19 protein-coding genes are annotated in these 13,654 nt (G+C 67.6%); 9 read left to right on the forward strand and 10 right to left on the reverse strand.

Features of this window, described 5'->3' with window-relative positions:
- Positions 1–195: 195 nt before the first annotated feature.
- A complete protein-coding gene (locus tag ACZ5BU_RS34255; protein ID WP_465704759.1) occupies positions 196–624 on the forward strand; it encodes a hypothetical protein in 429 nt (142 codons plus the stop codon).
- A 21-nt stretch (positions 625–645) separates the two neighbouring features.
- A complete protein-coding gene (locus tag ACZ5BU_RS34260; protein ID WP_465704761.1) occupies positions 646–1,074 on the forward strand; it encodes a hypothetical protein in 429 nt (142 codons plus the stop codon).
- A 66-nt stretch (positions 1,075–1,140) separates the two neighbouring features.
- On the opposite strand, the gene ACZ5BU_RS34265 is transcribed toward ACZ5BU_RS34260, so the two are convergent.
- Entirely contained in the window at positions 1,141–2,430 is a 1,290-nt protein-coding gene (locus ACZ5BU_RS34265; protein WP_465704763.1) for an aspartate aminotransferase family protein, read from the reverse strand.
- A 41-nt stretch (positions 2,431–2,471) separates the two neighbouring features.
- Between ACZ5BU_RS34265 and ACZ5BU_RS34270 the strand changes: the two genes are divergently transcribed.
- The 3 genes from ACZ5BU_RS34270 to ACZ5BU_RS34280 all read left to right on the forward strand — a co-directional run bounded on the left by ACZ5BU_RS34270 (position 2,472) and on the right by ACZ5BU_RS34280 (position 4,752).
- Positions 2,472–3,560, forward strand: a complete 1,089-nt coding sequence (locus tag ACZ5BU_RS34270; RefSeq protein WP_465704765.1) for an LOG family protein — start codon at positions 2,472–2,474, stop codon at positions 3,558–3,560.
- A gap of 32 nt (positions 3,561–3,592) precedes the next feature.
- Positions 3,593–4,300: an alpha/beta fold hydrolase gene (locus ACZ5BU_RS34275; RefSeq protein ID WP_465704766.1), complete on the forward strand. Its 708-nt coding sequence runs from the start codon at positions 3,593–3,595 to the stop codon at positions 4,298–4,300.
- Positions 4,301–4,527: 227 nt separating this feature from the next.
- Positions 4,528–4,752 (forward strand): ATP-binding domain-containing protein, encoded by a 225-nt coding sequence (locus ACZ5BU_RS34280; protein WP_465704768.1) that lies wholly within the window; start codon positions 4,528–4,530, stop codon positions 4,750–4,752.
- Here ACZ5BU_RS34280 and pdxY read toward each other — a convergent pair.
- Entirely contained in the window at positions 4,749–5,600 is an 852-nt protein-coding gene (pdxY, locus tag ACZ5BU_RS34285) for a pyridoxal kinase PdxY (RefSeq protein WP_465704770.1), read from the reverse strand. The two genes, ACZ5BU_RS34280 and pdxY, sit on opposite strands and share 4 nt — an antisense overlap.
- A gap of 37 nt (positions 5,601–5,637) precedes the next feature.
- Here pdxY and ACZ5BU_RS34290 point away from each other — a divergent pair, with 37 nt between their 5' ends.
- On the forward strand, positions 5,638–6,336 hold the full coding sequence (locus ACZ5BU_RS34290) for an alpha/beta fold hydrolase (protein ID WP_465704772.1): 699 nt from the start codon (positions 5,638–5,640) through the stop codon (positions 6,334–6,336).
- The gene (locus ACZ5BU_RS34295; RefSeq protein ID WP_465704774.1) at positions 6,333–6,671 is read left to right on the forward strand and encodes a YybH family protein; all 339 of its coding nucleotides are present in this window, start codon (positions 6,333–6,335) and stop codon (positions 6,669–6,671) included. Before ACZ5BU_RS34290 ends, ACZ5BU_RS34295 begins: the two co-directional genes overlap by 4 nt.
- On the opposite strand, the gene ACZ5BU_RS34300 is transcribed toward ACZ5BU_RS34295, so the two are convergent.
- The 5 genes from ACZ5BU_RS34300 to ACZ5BU_RS34320 form a co-directional block, all read right to left on the reverse strand.
- Positions 6,668–7,000 (reverse strand): DivIVA domain-containing protein, encoded by a 333-nt coding sequence (locus ACZ5BU_RS34300; RefSeq protein WP_465704776.1) that lies wholly within the window; start codon positions 6,998–7,000, stop codon positions 6,668–6,670. The genes ACZ5BU_RS34295 and ACZ5BU_RS34300 overlap by 4 nt on opposite strands.
- On the reverse strand, positions 7,000–8,121 hold the full coding sequence (gene rlmN / locus ACZ5BU_RS34305) for a dual-specificity RNA methyltransferase RlmN (protein ID WP_465704777.1): 1,122 nt from the start codon (positions 8,119–8,121) through the stop codon (positions 7,000–7,002). The genes ACZ5BU_RS34300 and rlmN overlap by 1 nt, the downstream gene beginning before the upstream one ends.
- A gap of 41 nt (positions 8,122–8,162) precedes the next feature.
- On the reverse strand, positions 8,163–8,471 hold the full coding sequence (locus tag ACZ5BU_RS34310; protein WP_465704779.1) for an Rdx family protein: 309 nt from the start codon (positions 8,469–8,471) through the stop codon (positions 8,163–8,165).
- A gap of 75 nt (positions 8,472–8,546) precedes the next feature.
- Positions 8,547–9,218, reverse strand: a complete 672-nt coding sequence (locus ACZ5BU_RS34315; protein WP_465704781.1) for a C39 family peptidase — start codon at positions 9,216–9,218, stop codon at positions 8,547–8,549.
- A gap of 99 nt (positions 9,219–9,317) precedes the next feature.
- Positions 9,318–10,214 (reverse strand): LLM class flavin-dependent oxidoreductase, encoded by an 897-nt coding sequence (locus ACZ5BU_RS34320; RefSeq protein ID WP_465704783.1) that lies wholly within the window; start codon positions 10,212–10,214, stop codon positions 9,318–9,320.
- Positions 10,215–10,275: 61 nt separating this feature from the next.
- On the opposite strand from ACZ5BU_RS34320, the gene ACZ5BU_RS34325 reads away from it, so the two are divergent.
- Together ACZ5BU_RS34325 and ACZ5BU_RS34330 are read left to right on the forward strand one after the other, a co-directional pair.
- The gene (locus ACZ5BU_RS34325; protein WP_465704785.1) at positions 10,276–10,677 is read left to right on the forward strand and encodes a MarR family winged helix-turn-helix transcriptional regulator; all 402 of its coding nucleotides are present in this window, start codon (positions 10,276–10,278) and stop codon (positions 10,675–10,677) included.
- Between the two features lie 28 nt (positions 10,678–10,705).
- The gene (locus ACZ5BU_RS34330) at positions 10,706–11,671 is read left to right on the forward strand and encodes an LLM class flavin-dependent oxidoreductase (protein WP_465704787.1); all 966 of its coding nucleotides are present in this window, start codon (positions 10,706–10,708) and stop codon (positions 11,669–11,671) included.
- Here ACZ5BU_RS34330 and ACZ5BU_RS34335 read toward each other — a convergent pair.
- The 3 genes from ACZ5BU_RS34335 to frr are packed head-to-tail and all read right to left on the reverse strand — an operon-like array spanning position 11,661 to position 13,650.
- Complete coding sequence (locus tag ACZ5BU_RS34335; RefSeq protein WP_465704789.1) at positions 11,661–12,251, reverse strand: GNAT family N-acetyltransferase; 591 nt, start codon at positions 12,249–12,251, stop codon at positions 11,661–11,663. The genes ACZ5BU_RS34330 and ACZ5BU_RS34335 overlap by 11 nt on opposite strands.
- Positions 12,248–13,096 carry a phosphatidate cytidylyltransferase gene (locus ACZ5BU_RS34340; protein ID WP_465704791.1) on the reverse strand — a complete coding sequence of 283 codons (849 nt, stop codon included), beginning with the start codon at positions 13,094–13,096 and terminating at the stop codon, positions 12,248–12,250. Before ACZ5BU_RS34340 ends, ACZ5BU_RS34335 begins: the two co-directional genes overlap by 4 nt.
- Entirely contained in the window at positions 13,096–13,650 is a 555-nt protein-coding gene (gene frr, locus ACZ5BU_RS34345; RefSeq protein ID WP_465705161.1) for a ribosome recycling factor, read from the reverse strand. The genes ACZ5BU_RS34340 and frr overlap by 1 nt, the downstream gene beginning before the upstream one ends.
- Between the last annotated feature and the right edge of the window lie 4 nt (positions 13,651–13,654).

Genomic DNA, 13,654 nt, shown 5'->3' on the forward strand with positions numbered 1-13,654 from the left:
GACCAGCTCCCGGGCCATTCTTTGTTACAGCCGTCCCGCGGAACGATCGAGATACCGTCTCATTCGCGGCCGCAGGAGCTCTGCGCTCTGCCACTTCCTGCAATTCGCCGTCTCCGCGTAGACAGAGATTGTTGCCGATGGCAAGACTTGAGGAACAGGCCTGGTCCGGATGAGTACCTCGAGAAGGGACAATCGATGCGCTCGACCCGCGCGTTGCCGGCACTTGCCGCAACAGCACTGTTGCCACTTGCCGTATCCGCCGGAACTGCGTCGGCGACCTCTGCGGTGAACTACCACTGCGGCACGATCTCGATCAGCTACGTCTTCGACAACGACCAGACCGGCGGCTGGTGGACGGTCACCACCTCGATGAATTGTTCGCCGGCCAACCGCTACAAGCGGTATTCGCTGGACATCTACGACCGGCCGCTCACCAAGCAGTTCGTGATGGAGACAACCGGTTATGTCACCGGCGGATACAGCAAAACCGTCGTCATTCCGGCGACGCCCATCAGCGCGAACAAGTCTGCCTGTGTCTCGGCACACTCAGAGGTGTACGACCTCAAGCAGGACGTCAAGGACGAGCAGAACCGCAACGCCTGCTTCAAGACCGCGACACCTTGACCACGAGAACGGGGAGAACAGATGAGCAGAACGAGGCAAGCCATTGTCGCCGCGCTGACCGGGACCACAGGCCTGGCGCTGCTGACGGTCTCACCCGGCACCGCGATGGCCGGCAGCTCCGACTGGAGCTTCTGCGGCTCGACGGGCGCCAACTGGAGGACGTCGACGGCAGGTCGCAGCGGGACGGTCGTGGTGACCGGTGACTGCACGGTTTCCAAAGCCAACTGGCGGATGGACGTCTACGTGAACGGGGACTGGTGGGCGACGTCCCAGGGCAGCGTGAAAGCCGGGACGCACACCATCAAGACCTACGCACAGAAGATGCCGAAGCCGAACGACAAACGCGGCAACTACACCTGGGTGAAGATCACGTACACCACCGGTGCCAGTTGGACGAACGTGTACGAGGAAGACCTAGGATACCTGCCTTGCACAGGCTGCACCGACTAGACCGACGGGTCGGGCCCCTCTCCTACTGCGGGAGAGGGGCCTGACTGCTTTCAGTGCAAGGTGCTGTCAGTGCAGGGTGCCGAAGGAGTCCCGGATGATTTCGAGGGCTTCGGCGGCCTCTTCTTCGGTCAAGGTCATCGGGGGCGCCATCCGCAGTACGTTGCCGTACAGACCGCCCTTGCCGATCAGCAGGCCGCGGTTCTTCGTCTCCTGCTGAAGCTTCGCGGTCGCGGCCGCGTCCGGAGTCCGGTCCTCCGGCTTGACGATCTCGGCGGCGAGCATCAGGCCCTTGCCGCGGACGTCGCCGAGCTCGGGGAACTCGTCGGAGATCCCGCGCAGCCCGTCGGCCAGCTGCGCGCCGCGCTTGGCCGCGTTCGCCTGCAGGTCCTTGTCCAGCAGGTAGTCGATGGTCGCCTTCGCGGCGGTCGTGGAGATCGGGTTGCCGCCGAACGTCGACAGCGAGTTCGCCTTGATGCTGTCCATCAACTCAGCCTTTGCGACCACCCCACCGATCGCGAACCCGTTGCCGAGCCCCTTCGCGAACGTCATCGCGTCCGGTACGACGTTGTGCGCCTGGATCCCCCAGAAGTGGTCGCCGGTCCGGCCCCACCCGGTCTGCACCTCGTCGGAGATGAACAGGATCCCGTACTCGTCCAGGACCTCCTTGAACGCCGCGTACAACCCGTCGGGCGGTGAGGAGAACCCGCCGACGCCCTGGATCGGCTCCGCGATCAGGCACGCGACGTCGCCGGCGGTCGTGGTCTGGATGACCTCGCGCAGGTCGTCGACGCAGACCTTGATGTACTCCGCGTCCGGCAGATCCCGGAACGGGCTGCGGTACCGGTACGCGCCCTGGACGTACTGCACGTTCACCGGCGACAGGCTGCTGGCGGACCAGCCGCGGTTACCGGTGATCGCGACCGTGCCGAACGCCCGGCCGTGGTACGAGTTGCGCATCGCGAGGACCTGGTTGGAGCGGCGCGCCTGGGTGGCCAGCAGCAGGGCGGTCTCGTTCGCCTCGGTGCCGGAGTTCGCGAAGAACACCTTCGCGTCCGGGATCCCGGACAGCTCGGCGATCCGCTCGGCCAGCTCGATCTGCTTGCGGATCAGGTACACCGTCGAGGTGTGGGCGATCCCGGTCCCGAGCTGTTCGCGGACCGCGTCGGAGATCTCCGCGATGTCGTAGCCGATCGCGTTGGTCAGGATGCCGGCGAAGAAGTCGAGGTAGGTGTTGCCCTCGCCGTCGGTCACCCGGCGGCCGGAGCCCTGCACGATCTCGATCGGCTCCTCGTAGTACAACGCGAGCCATGCCGGCATGACGGCCTTGTGACGCTCCCAGAGCTCCGCATGTGTCATGTCCAACGTTTAGCACGTCTATCGCCGCTATGGTGCTCTCCGTGACGTTGCCCAGCATTCCGCACGTGGACATCGAGTCCCTGGACCACTTCGACCGCCTGGTCGCCGCCGGAGCGACCACGATGGCCGGCTGGCGGGTCCAGTCCGTCGACCTCACCGGGCGTACGGCGGAACTCCTCGGGCTGAAGCCGGCCGGCTCGGTGTTCCTCGGCTGCGCCCTGGAGGAGAAGGCCGACACCTGGGTGCGGGACGGCGGCGGGCTGGTGTTCCCGGCGATCCCGGAGCTGCCGTTCGACGCGTACCGCGGACGGCTGTACGACGCGGACGAGCTGTATGCGGGTCTCGAGCACGGGTACGACGCCACGCCGGACGCGCAGATCTACGCGTGGTCCCGGCAGCGCGACGAGAAGGGCGACACCAGCCGTACGCTCGCGGCGGCCCTGCACGACCACGCGATCGCTGACGCGCTGACGGAGCTCCCTGCGGGTAAGCCGTGGGTCGGGGTGATGGGAGGTCACGGCGTACTGCGTGGTTCCTCGGACTACCGGTCTGCCGTCCTGCTCGGCCGTACGTTGGCCCGCCGCGGCCATGTGGTCGTCACAGGCGGCGGTCCGGGCGCTATGGAGGCTGCCAACCTCGGGGCCTCGCTGGCGGCTTACGACGACCCCACCGTGGAGCAGGTGCTCACACGGCTGGCCGCAGTACCGTCCTTCCGCCCGTCGATCGCTGCGTGGGCTACGGCCGGCCTAGACGTACGGCGGGAGTTCCCGGGGGACGGTGGCGTCTCCATCCCGACGTGGTTCTACGGCCACGAGCCGCCGAACGTCTTCGCGTCCGCGATCGCGAAGTACTTCTCCAACGCCCAACGCGAGGACGTCCTCCTCAGCCGAGCCCGAGGCGGCATCATCTACCTCCCCGGCGCCGCCGGCACCGTCCAAGAAGTCTTCCAAGCCACCACCCCCAACTACTACGGCGACCCCGCCACCCAGATCGCGCTGATCCTGGTCGACGAAACCCACTGGACAACCAAACTCCCCGTCTGGCCCCTCCTCCAGTCCCTGTCCACCGACCACCCCATGACCCTCCACCTCGTCAACACCATCGACGAAGCAGCCGAACTGGTCGGCTAGTTCTGTCGGTGGCGTGCTTTACGGTACGGCGCATGACGAGTTTTGTTCTGGTGCCGGGGGCTTGGTTGGGTGCGTGGGCCTGGGACGGGGTGGCGGCGGCGCTTCGGGCTGAGGGGCATGAGGTTCATGCGCTGACGTTGAGCGGGGTGGCCGAGCGGTCCGGGGTGAACGCGGGGCAGCGGGAGCACGTCGACGACATCGTGCGGGTTGTCGAGGAGAACGACCTGCGGGACGTCGTGCTGGTCGGGCACAGCTACGCGGGGGTTCCGGTCGGGCAGGCGGCTGGGCGGATCGGGGATCGGCTCCGGCGGGTCGTGTACGTCGACTCGAACATCCCGACCGACGGGAAGTCGTTCACGGACGGGTGGTCCGCGGAAGGACAGGCCTGGCTGCGGGAACAGATGGAGAAGTCCGGCGGGTACTGGCCTCCGCTGGAGGCCGAGGACTACGTGGACCAGGACCTGTGCGAGGAGTCGATCGAGCTGATCCTGTCCCGCGGTACGCCGCATCCGGGGCGGGCGATCACGGAGCCCGCCGAGCTGGTCCGGCCGATCGGCGAGCTGCCCACGACGTACCTCAAATGCCTGATGGACGGCGCGATGCCATCTGCCGTCGTGCTCGAGCAGCTGAAGTCACCGACCTGGGAGCTGGTGGAGCTGAACACCGGCCACTGGCCGATGTTCTCCCAACCGGACGCCCTCGCGAAGGTCCTCGTCGAGGCGGCTGACGCGGGCAAGTAAGTCAAGCCTTACTTTCACCGAACTCCAACTGCATAGTGGGAGGCCGGGTCGAGAGGAAGGCTGGAGTTGCCGCAGTTCAACGAGGGTGCCGCAGAGCAAGGTCGCGCTGGAGCAGGCACATGTTTCCGCCATGTACGGACTGCTCGACGAGCAGACGGCGGAGGTACGGGCCGAGCTGGCCTACGTGCTGAGGTCGTCGACCGACAACGCGGGCGAGGTGTACGGGCGTGATCTGCTCGGACTCCCGGATCAAGGACTTGGCAGCTGCCGGCGCCGTCCAGTGGGCGCGCCTCGTGCCGGCCTCCGAGGCCCGGGGCCTGGAGTTCGACGCGATCGTCTTCGTCGGCCCGGAGGAGATCGCCGCCGCCCGCCCGAGCGGTTTGCGGGACCTCTACGTCGCCCTCACACGAGCCACCAAGAGACTGTGCACGTTCTCGGTTCAGTACACCTAAGCCACGCGCTGCGGTTTGAACTGCAGCTGTGGGTTGGCGTACGCGTCCTGGGACTCGACGAGTTGTAGCTCGCGCTCGCCCGATTCGTGGGTGCGTGTTAGCAGGTCGAACACGCTGGACGTCGCTCGGGCGAGCGCGTCGGGGAGGTCGCCCGTGCGGCGGTAGTGCGCCGTGAAGAGCGCGGCTGTCACGTCACCGGAGCCGTTCGCCTTCATCGGGATGTACGGCGTCTGCACCAACCACGCGCCACTGTCGTCGACGGCGAGCATCTCGATCGTGCCGTCCTCGCGATCGGGACGCTCGACACTCGTGACGAGTACGGTCCGCGGCCCGGTCGCGCGTACCAGCTCCACCGATGCCAGCGTCGACTCGAGCGTGTCCGGCTCGGTGTTGGTCAGGAAGCCCAGCTCGAACTGGTTCGGCGTGATGATGTCGGCCGCCGGCACCACCCGATCGCGCAGCAGCACCGGGATCGCCGGCGCGACGAAGCATCCGGACTTCGCGTTGCCCATCACCGGGTCGCAGGAGTACACGGCGTTCGGGTTCGCCGCCTTCACCCGCTTCACCGCCTCGAGAATCACGTCGGCGATCCCCTCGCCACCTTGGTAGCCCGAGAGCACCACGTCGATCTGCGGCAGCACGCCACGCTCCTCGATCCCCAGCAGCACCTCGCGTACGTCGTCCGGACTGATCATCGGCCCACGCCACGCCCCGTAACCGGTGTGGTTCGAGAAGTTCACCGTGTAGACCGGCAGCACCTCCACACCGATGCGCTGAAGTGGGAAGACAGCCGCCGAGTTCCCCACATGCCCGTACGCGACCGCAGACTGGATCGAGAGGATTTTCACCGCCCGATTGTCCCACCCCTGGACTACTGTGCGCGGCATGGGTGAGTTCGTACTGGTACCAGGAGCTCGGCTCGGAGCGTGGGCGTGGGACGCCGTCGCGGAGCATCTGCGGAACGCCGGGCACGCGGTGTACGCCGTGACCCTGAGCGGTCTCGCGGAAGGCGACGCGGAGCGGGTCGGGCAGCAACAGCACGTGGACGACATCGTCTCGGTGGTCGAGGGCAACGAGTTGTACGACGTGGTAATGGTCGGGCACAGCTACTCCGGGATCCCGGTCGGACAGGCGGCCGGTCGGATCGGGGACCGGCTGCGGCGGGTCGTGTACGTCGACTCGAGCATCCCGGCCGAGGGGCTGTCGTTCGCGGACGCGTGGCCCGCCGACGACCGCGCATGGCTGGACGAGCAGTTGGCCGAAGGCGACGGTACGTGGCTGCCGGCCCCAGCGGAGCACTTCGTCGACCAGGATCTGTCCGACGAGGCGATCAGCCTGCTGGTGATACGCGGCACGCCGCATCCCGGGCTGACGCTGACGCAACCGGCGCGGCTGGTCAGGCCGATCGGTGAGCTGCCCACGACGTACATCAAGTGCCTGATGGCAGGCGACACCCCGTCACCCGACGTACAGGAAGCGCTGAAGTCACCGCACTGGACACTGGCCGAGCTGCCGACCGGCCACTGGCCGATGCTCTCCCAACCCGGGGCCCTCGCGAAGATCCTCATGGAGGCCGGTTCATGACGCAGACACCCGACGAGCTGACACCGGTCCTGCTCGAACGCCTGAACGCCCACGACGTCGACGGTCTGGTCGATCTGTACGAGGAGAACGCCGTACTCGCGCGGCCCGACGGCTCCTTCGCCGCCGGCCATCAGGCGATCCGCGAGTTCTACGACGCGATCCCGCCGGGCACCAAGTTCACGGCCGGCGCCCAGTCCCCCACCCTCGTGTCCGGGGACATCGCACTCACCTCAACCGTCCTCAGTCCCACCGCAGCCACCGCCGAAGTAGCCCGCCGCCAACCCGACGGCACCTGGAAATGGCTCCTCGACCGCCCAAACGTCTTCCAGGTCTAGCGGAGCCATCCCTCAGCGGTATCGAGAAACGCATCGACCTCGACAATGTCGTACCCCTCGGCAAGCCGAACCGGCCGGAACTGAACGCGCCGTACCTCGTCCACCGTCACCGGCCTGGTCACCGGCTGACCGTTCACAGTCGCCATCACCCGATCGACGAAGTCGTCCACCTCGTCGATCGCGTACCCCTCACGCAGCTCTTCCACAGTCACGCCGGGCCCGACCGACCGCCGCTCGGCCGTCGCCACGATCCGGTCCACGAAGGCGTCGACCTGCGCGCAGTCGTAGCGCTGCCCCAGCCGCCGGACGCGGAACTGCGGCTTGAGCATCAGGACATGGTCGCGGCTGCGAGTTGGCCGCAGGCGCCGTCGATCTCCTGGCCGCGGGTGTCGCGGACCGTTACCGGGATTCCGCCGGCCTCGAGCCGCCGGACGAACTCGCGCTCGTCGGCCGGGTCGGACGCGGTCCACTTCGAGCCGGGGGTCGGGTTCAGCGGGATCAGGTTGACGTGCACCCAGGCCCAGTCGCCGCGGGCGCGGAGCTTCTCGGCCAGCAGGTCGGCACGCCAGGCGTGGTCGTTGATGTCGCGGATCATCGCGTACTCGATCGAGACGCGGCGCTTGGTCTGCCGCGCGTAGTCCCACGCCGCGTCCAGTACCTCGTCGACCTTCCAGCGGTTGTTGATCGGGACCAGCTCGTCGCGCAGCTCGTCGTCCGGCGCGTGCAGCGACAGCGCCAGCGTGACCGGGATCCCCTCGGTGGCGAGCTGGTTCATCCGCGGCACCAGGCCGACCGTCGACACGGTCACACCGCGCGCGGAGATGCCCAGGCCCTCGGGCGACGGGTCGGTGAACCGCCGGACCGCGCCGATCACGGCCTTGTAGTTGGCCATCGGCTCGCCCATGCCCATGAACACGATGTTCGAGACCCGACCCGGACCGCCGGCGATCTCGCCGCGGGCGAGCGCCCGCGCACCGTCGACGACCTGCTCGACGATCTCCGCGGTGGTCATGTTCCGGGTCAGGCCGCCCTGGCCGGTCGCGCAGAACGGGCACGCCATCCCGCACCCGGCCTGCGAGGACACGCACATCGTCACACGGCCCGGGTACCGCATCAGCACCGACTCGACGAGCGATCCGTCGAGCAGCTTCCACAGCGTCTTACGGGTCTCCCCGTTGTCGCACTCCAGGTCGCGGACCCGGGTCAGCAGCGGCGGCATCAGGTCCGCGACCAGCTTGTCCCGGGTCGCGGCCGGCAGGTCGGTCATCTCGGCCGGGTCGGACACCAGCCGGGAGAAGTAGTGGTTCGAGAGCTGCTTGGCCCGGAACGCGGGCTCACCGAGCGCTTCGACCGCGGTACGCCGTTCCTCCCCGGAGAGATCGGCCAGGTGCCGCGGCGGCTTCTTGGCACGGCGCGGCTCATCGAAAACAAGAGGCAGGGAGGTAGACATAACCGACCTATTGTCGCAAGCGCCCCTGATGATTCACAAATTCACGACCCATGACCCTCGTCACCGACGGGCTTGCGGTCCGAGTGGCCGAGCTTGCGGTCCGGGGCGATCCGGTCGCGCACCATCTGCTTCAGCAGCGGGATCTCGGCGAACCCGCCCTCCGCCTTCCTCGACCACAGCGTCTCGCCGTCCAGCCGTACGTCGAACACGCCGCCGCTACTCGGGATCAGCGCGACCTCCCCCAGCTCCTGCGGGAACGTGGTCAGCAACTCCTGCGCGGTCCACGCGGCCCGCATCAACCACCGGCACTGCGTGCAGTACTCAATCTCCAACCGCGGGTCTCTGGTCACCGCCCCAGTATCTCTTTGTGCACCAGGTCCGTGCGGCGGGGCGGGAACCGTACGGATCTGGTGCACAAAGTGGCCCTAAGCCGAGTAGCCCTTGGGCGGGATGAGCGTCGCCAACTGGTTGAAGGTGAGCCAGTACGTCGCGGTCGGGGCGAAGCCGGCTGGGTCGGCGATGAGGACGGTCTGGTCGCTGTCGTCGTACCCGATCACGGTGAAGTAGTGGTAGATCGTGTAGTTCGGGTAGCCCGGCGGGTGGTTGTTGGCCGGGGCAACGATGTTGGCGACGATCGGGTAGTTGTTGTCGATGTCGAGGACGACGTCGCGCCAGAGCAGATCGCGCTGCGCCTGGGTGGGCGGGTCGTCCGGCATCTCCTTGGTCTCGTACCAGCCGGTGCCGAGGTGGTTGTTCAGCACCCGGGTGACCTGGCCGATCCAGTCCGTGCCGTTGGTGGTGGTCGGCAACTCGTCGGCCAGTTGCTGCTGGCTCGGCGGTGAGATGCGCGCCGACAGCGCGATCCGGGTCGCGGCCGGGCCACACCAGTAACCCGTCTGCTGGTACTGGAAGTCGATGTTGAGCGTCCGGACCGTCTGCGTCGAGTAACCGAGCTTCGGCACCGGCTTGCTCGCCGCGATCTGCTCCGCCGACGCACCGGTCTGCTGTACGGCGGTGGCGGCGTTCACCGGGAGGACAGCGGCCGCGATCAGGGCGAGACCGCCGAGGGCGGCCTTGAATTTCGTCGTGGGAATCATGGCAGGCTCCTCACTGGGACGACCGGGGCGGATCGTCCTGTGTTTGATCCTGACACACGACTTCGCGTAGCGGTGAAAAAATCACCACTCGTTTCGATCTCAGTGGAAAGGGTCGACGATTTCCCGGACCAGCCAGCGCACGGCGTGCTCCGGGTACGGTCGCGGCAGCGACAGCACGATGTGGTCGAACCCCAGTCCGACGGCCTTCTCGACGATCGCCCGCGTCCCGGCCGGGTCGTCGTACGACACGATCTGCTGCAGCGAGCGGCTGACCGTCGACGGGTCGCGCCCGATCCGCTCACACTCCGCGTCGAGCCTTCGGACCCGGTCGGCGATCGTCTCGAAGTCGGTGTGCGGCGGGCCGCCGATGTTCCACTGATCGGCGTACTGCGCGACCAGCCGGAGCATGCGGTTGCCCCAGCCGCCGATCAGCAGCGGTGGACCGCCCGGCTGGATCGGCTTCGGCGCGTTCCGGTTGCGTTCGAGGGTGTAGTACCGGCCGTGGAAGTCGAACTCCTCCTCGGTCCACATCCGGCGCAGGATCTCGATCGTCTCGCGGAGCCGGTCGATCCCCTCCCCCGGCGGCACCAGGGTCAGCCCGTACGCGGCGTACTCCTCGATCGCCGGATTCGGTCCCGGGATGCCACTCAGACCGGCGGGTTGATGGGTACCGCCGGCACCGAGTCCCATGATCAGGCGGCCTCCGGAGATCACGTCGAGCGTGCTCGCGATCTTGCCGAGAACAGCCGGCGGGCGGATCCGGTTGCTGGTGACGAGCAGGCCGAGGCGGAGCCGGGTGGTCTGCGCGGCGAGCGCGGTGAGCAGGGTCCAGCCTTCGAGGACGTCGCCGTCCTTCGGGCCGGCCAGCGGGAGGAAGTGGTCCCACAGCCAGGCGTCGCGGATCAGCGGCTCCTCGTCGGCCTCGAGCCAGACGCGCCGGATGTCGGCGTACGGGACGTGCATCGGAGTGGTCTTCAGACCGAAGGTCGGTGACATAATCATCAGGGTAACTGATGATCAGCATTCCTGACGATCAGTTGCCCGGTAGATTTGCCGTATGGCTGATCGGCTGGGGTATCTGCTCAAGCACGTCCTCGCGCGGCTCACCGAGGCACAGACCGAGGCGCTCGCGCCGCACGGGCTGAACGGCCGCGACCTGGCGGTGCTGTCCGCGGTCGCGTCGGGCGAGCCGCTCTCCCAGCTCGAGGTCGCAGCGCGGCTGCGGGTCGACCGTACGTCGATCGGCGACCTGCTGGACGGACTCGAGGAACGGGGCTTCGTCGAACGCCGACGCAGCGCGGAAGATCGGCGGAGGAACGTCGTCGTACTCACCTTTCTTGGCGAGTCCACATTCGCCGCCGCCGAGCAGGTTCGGTTGGAGGTTGAGCAATCGTTCCTGGCGCCGCTGGCCGCGCCGGACCGCTTTCGCGACGACCTGCGGCTCTTACTGGGGGAATGAGGTCTCCCGCACGCCCGTTGGACTTTGCATGCTCTCCGTCCCGCTCTCAGTCCTGGACCGCTCCCGGACGCGTGTAGCCGAGTCGGAAGCGGAGACACTGCGTGCGACGGTGGAGCTGGCGCAGCAGGTGGAACAGCTTGGCTACAAGCGTTTCTGGGTGTCGGAGCACCACAGCGTTCCAGGAGTGGCCGGCTCGGCTCCTACGGTGCTTGCGGCCGCGGTTGCCGCTCGCACCGATCACATCCGCGTGGGTACGGGCGGTGTGATGCTGCCGAACCACAAGCCGCTCGTCGTCGCAGAGCAGTTCGGTGTACTCGAGTCGCTCTACCCGGGACGCATCGACATGGGCCTCGGCCGCTCCGTCGGCTTCACGAATGGCGTACGGCGGGCGCTCGGCGTCGAGAAGGACGCGGCCGACGACTTCACGACTCAGGTACAGGAGTTGCTCGGTTATCTCGCCGGTACGTCGCCTGACCGGGTGCATGCTCGTCCTGGTGAAGGGCTGCGGATACCGCCGTACATCCTCGCTGTGGGCGAAGGTGCTGCGATCGCGGCCGCGCTGGGACTACCTGTCGTGCTCGCGGCTCGCCCTGACTCGGTGTCGCTGCTGGAGGACTACCGGAGCGCCTTCGAGCCTTCTGCTTGGGCTCCGCAGCCGTATGTGATCCTCGCGGTCACTGCGGCTGTTGCCGACTCCACCGAGGCCGCCCGTCAGTTGCTACTGCCCGAGGCGTGGGCCAGCGCGTACTCGCGGACGCGCGGCGTGTTCCCTCCGCTGCAGGCCGACGTACCGGCTGAGCTGACCGCCCGCGAGCAGGAGTACTTCGAGAACGCGCTCCGCGGCCAGATCTACGGGACTTCGTCCGAGGTCGAGGAAACACTCGACGATCTGGTACGCCGAACCGGCGCCGACGAACTGCTGATCACCACCAACACCTTCGACCGCGCCGCCCTGCTGGCGAACTACGAGGCGCTGGCGAAGCTCACCGGTTGATCCGGTCCTCGAGCCGCTTCCGCACGTCCGGCCACTCGTCCGCCAGGATCGAGAACACCACGGTGTCGCGAAACGTTCCGTCCGCCTGCAGCATGTGCCGGCGTAGCAAGCCCTCGCGGGTCGCACCGAGCTTCGCGATCGCCGCCTGCGAACGGGTGTTCTTCGACCCGGTCTGGATCTTCACGCGGCCGAACCCACACACCTCGAAGGCGTGCTCGAGCAGCAGCAGCTTGGTGGCCGGGTTGACCGCGGTCCCCCACACGGCCGGCGCGTACCCGGTCCAGCCGAGGTGGATCCGCTCGTTCGTCAGGTCGACGTCGCCGAGGCTCGACGTACCGACAACGGTGCCGTCGGCAACCAAGCGGACGACGTACGCGAACCGCTTCGCCGCGGCCGGGATCCACTGCGCCCGCATGTCCTCGGCGCTGGCCGGCAGCGCGGCAGGACCGCCGCCGAAGCCGTCGGCGTAGACCTGCTCGTTGCCGATCGCGGCGTACAGCTCGTCGATGTCGGACGCCTGCATCCGATCCAGCCGTACGACGTCGCCGACCAGCGAACGTCCGTCGGGAGCAACGGTCATGCTTTCACCAGGAGATGCAGTAGCAGCCAGACGACCGGGGCGGTGGCGAGCAGCGAGTCCAGCCGATCCATCACGCCGCCGTGACCGGGCAGCAGGTTCGACATGTCCTTGATACCGAGGTCACGCTTGATCATCGACTCGCCGAGGTCACCGACCGTGGCGGTCAGCACCGCGACCGCACCGACGATCGCGCCGACCCACCAGTCACCGTGCAGCAGGAACACGACCGCCGCGATGCCCGCGCCGATACACGCGAGCGCGGAGCCGGTGAAGCCCTCCCAGGACTTCTTCGGGCTGATCGTCGGCGCCATCGGATGCTTGCCGAACAGGACACCGGCCACATAACCGCCGACGTCGCTGGCCACGGTGACGGCGAAGAACGTCACCACCCGGCCCGGGCCGTCTGCGTCCGGCTGTGCCAGCAGGATCGCGAACCCGGCCAGCAGCGGCACGTACCCGATCAGGAACACCCCGGCGCTGACATCCCGGACGAACCCGACCGATCCGTCCGGCATCCGCCAGAAGATCGTCCCGAGTACGGTGATCCCGAGCGCCACCAGGAGCGCCATCGGGCCACCGAAGTACGCCGCCACCAGCATGGCCGCCGTACCGGTGAACAGCGGGATCTTCGGGATGACCGCACCGCCGGTACGCAGCGCCTTGATCATCTCGTCGACCGCGACCAGTACGACCACCAGCACGAGTACGACGAACAGGATCTTCTGCCAGTACAGCGATCCGAGGATCAGCGCGCCGAGCCCGACCCCGACCGCGATGGCCGCGGGTAGATTCCGCCCGGCGCGGCTCGGGCTGGGACTCGGCGCGGGCGTGCTGTCGACGCCCATCACACCTCGAGGAGTTCGGCTTCCTTGTGCTTGAGCAGCTCGTCGATGGAGTCGACGTACTTCTTCGTCAACCCGTCGAGCCGCTTCTCAGCACTCTTGCCCTCGTCCTCGCCCGCGTCGCCGTCCTTGACGGTCTTGTGCACCTGGTCCATGGCGTGCCGGCGGATGTTCCGGACCGAGACCTTGGCGTCCTCGGCCTTGGTCTTCGCGACCTTGATGTACTCCTTGCGCCGCTCCTCGGTGAGGGCCGGCAGCACGACCCGGATCACCGCGCCGTCGTCGCTCGGGTTCACTCCGAGGTCGGAGTCGCGGATCGCCTTTTCGATCGCGGCCATCGCACCCTTGTCGTAGGGCGAGATCAGCACCGTGCGGGGCTCCGGGACCTGGAAGCCGGCGAGCTGCTGCAGCGGCGTCGGGCTGCCGTAGTAGTCGGCCAGGATGCCCGCGAACATCTGCGGGTGGGCGCGGCCGGTGCGGATCGCGGCGAAGTCGTCCTTGGCAACCTCCACGGCCTTCGCCATCTTCTGGTCGGCATCGCGGAGAGCTTCGTCGATCACG

The sequence above is a fragment of the Kribbella sp. NPDC031520 genome (genome assembly GCF_055580825.1).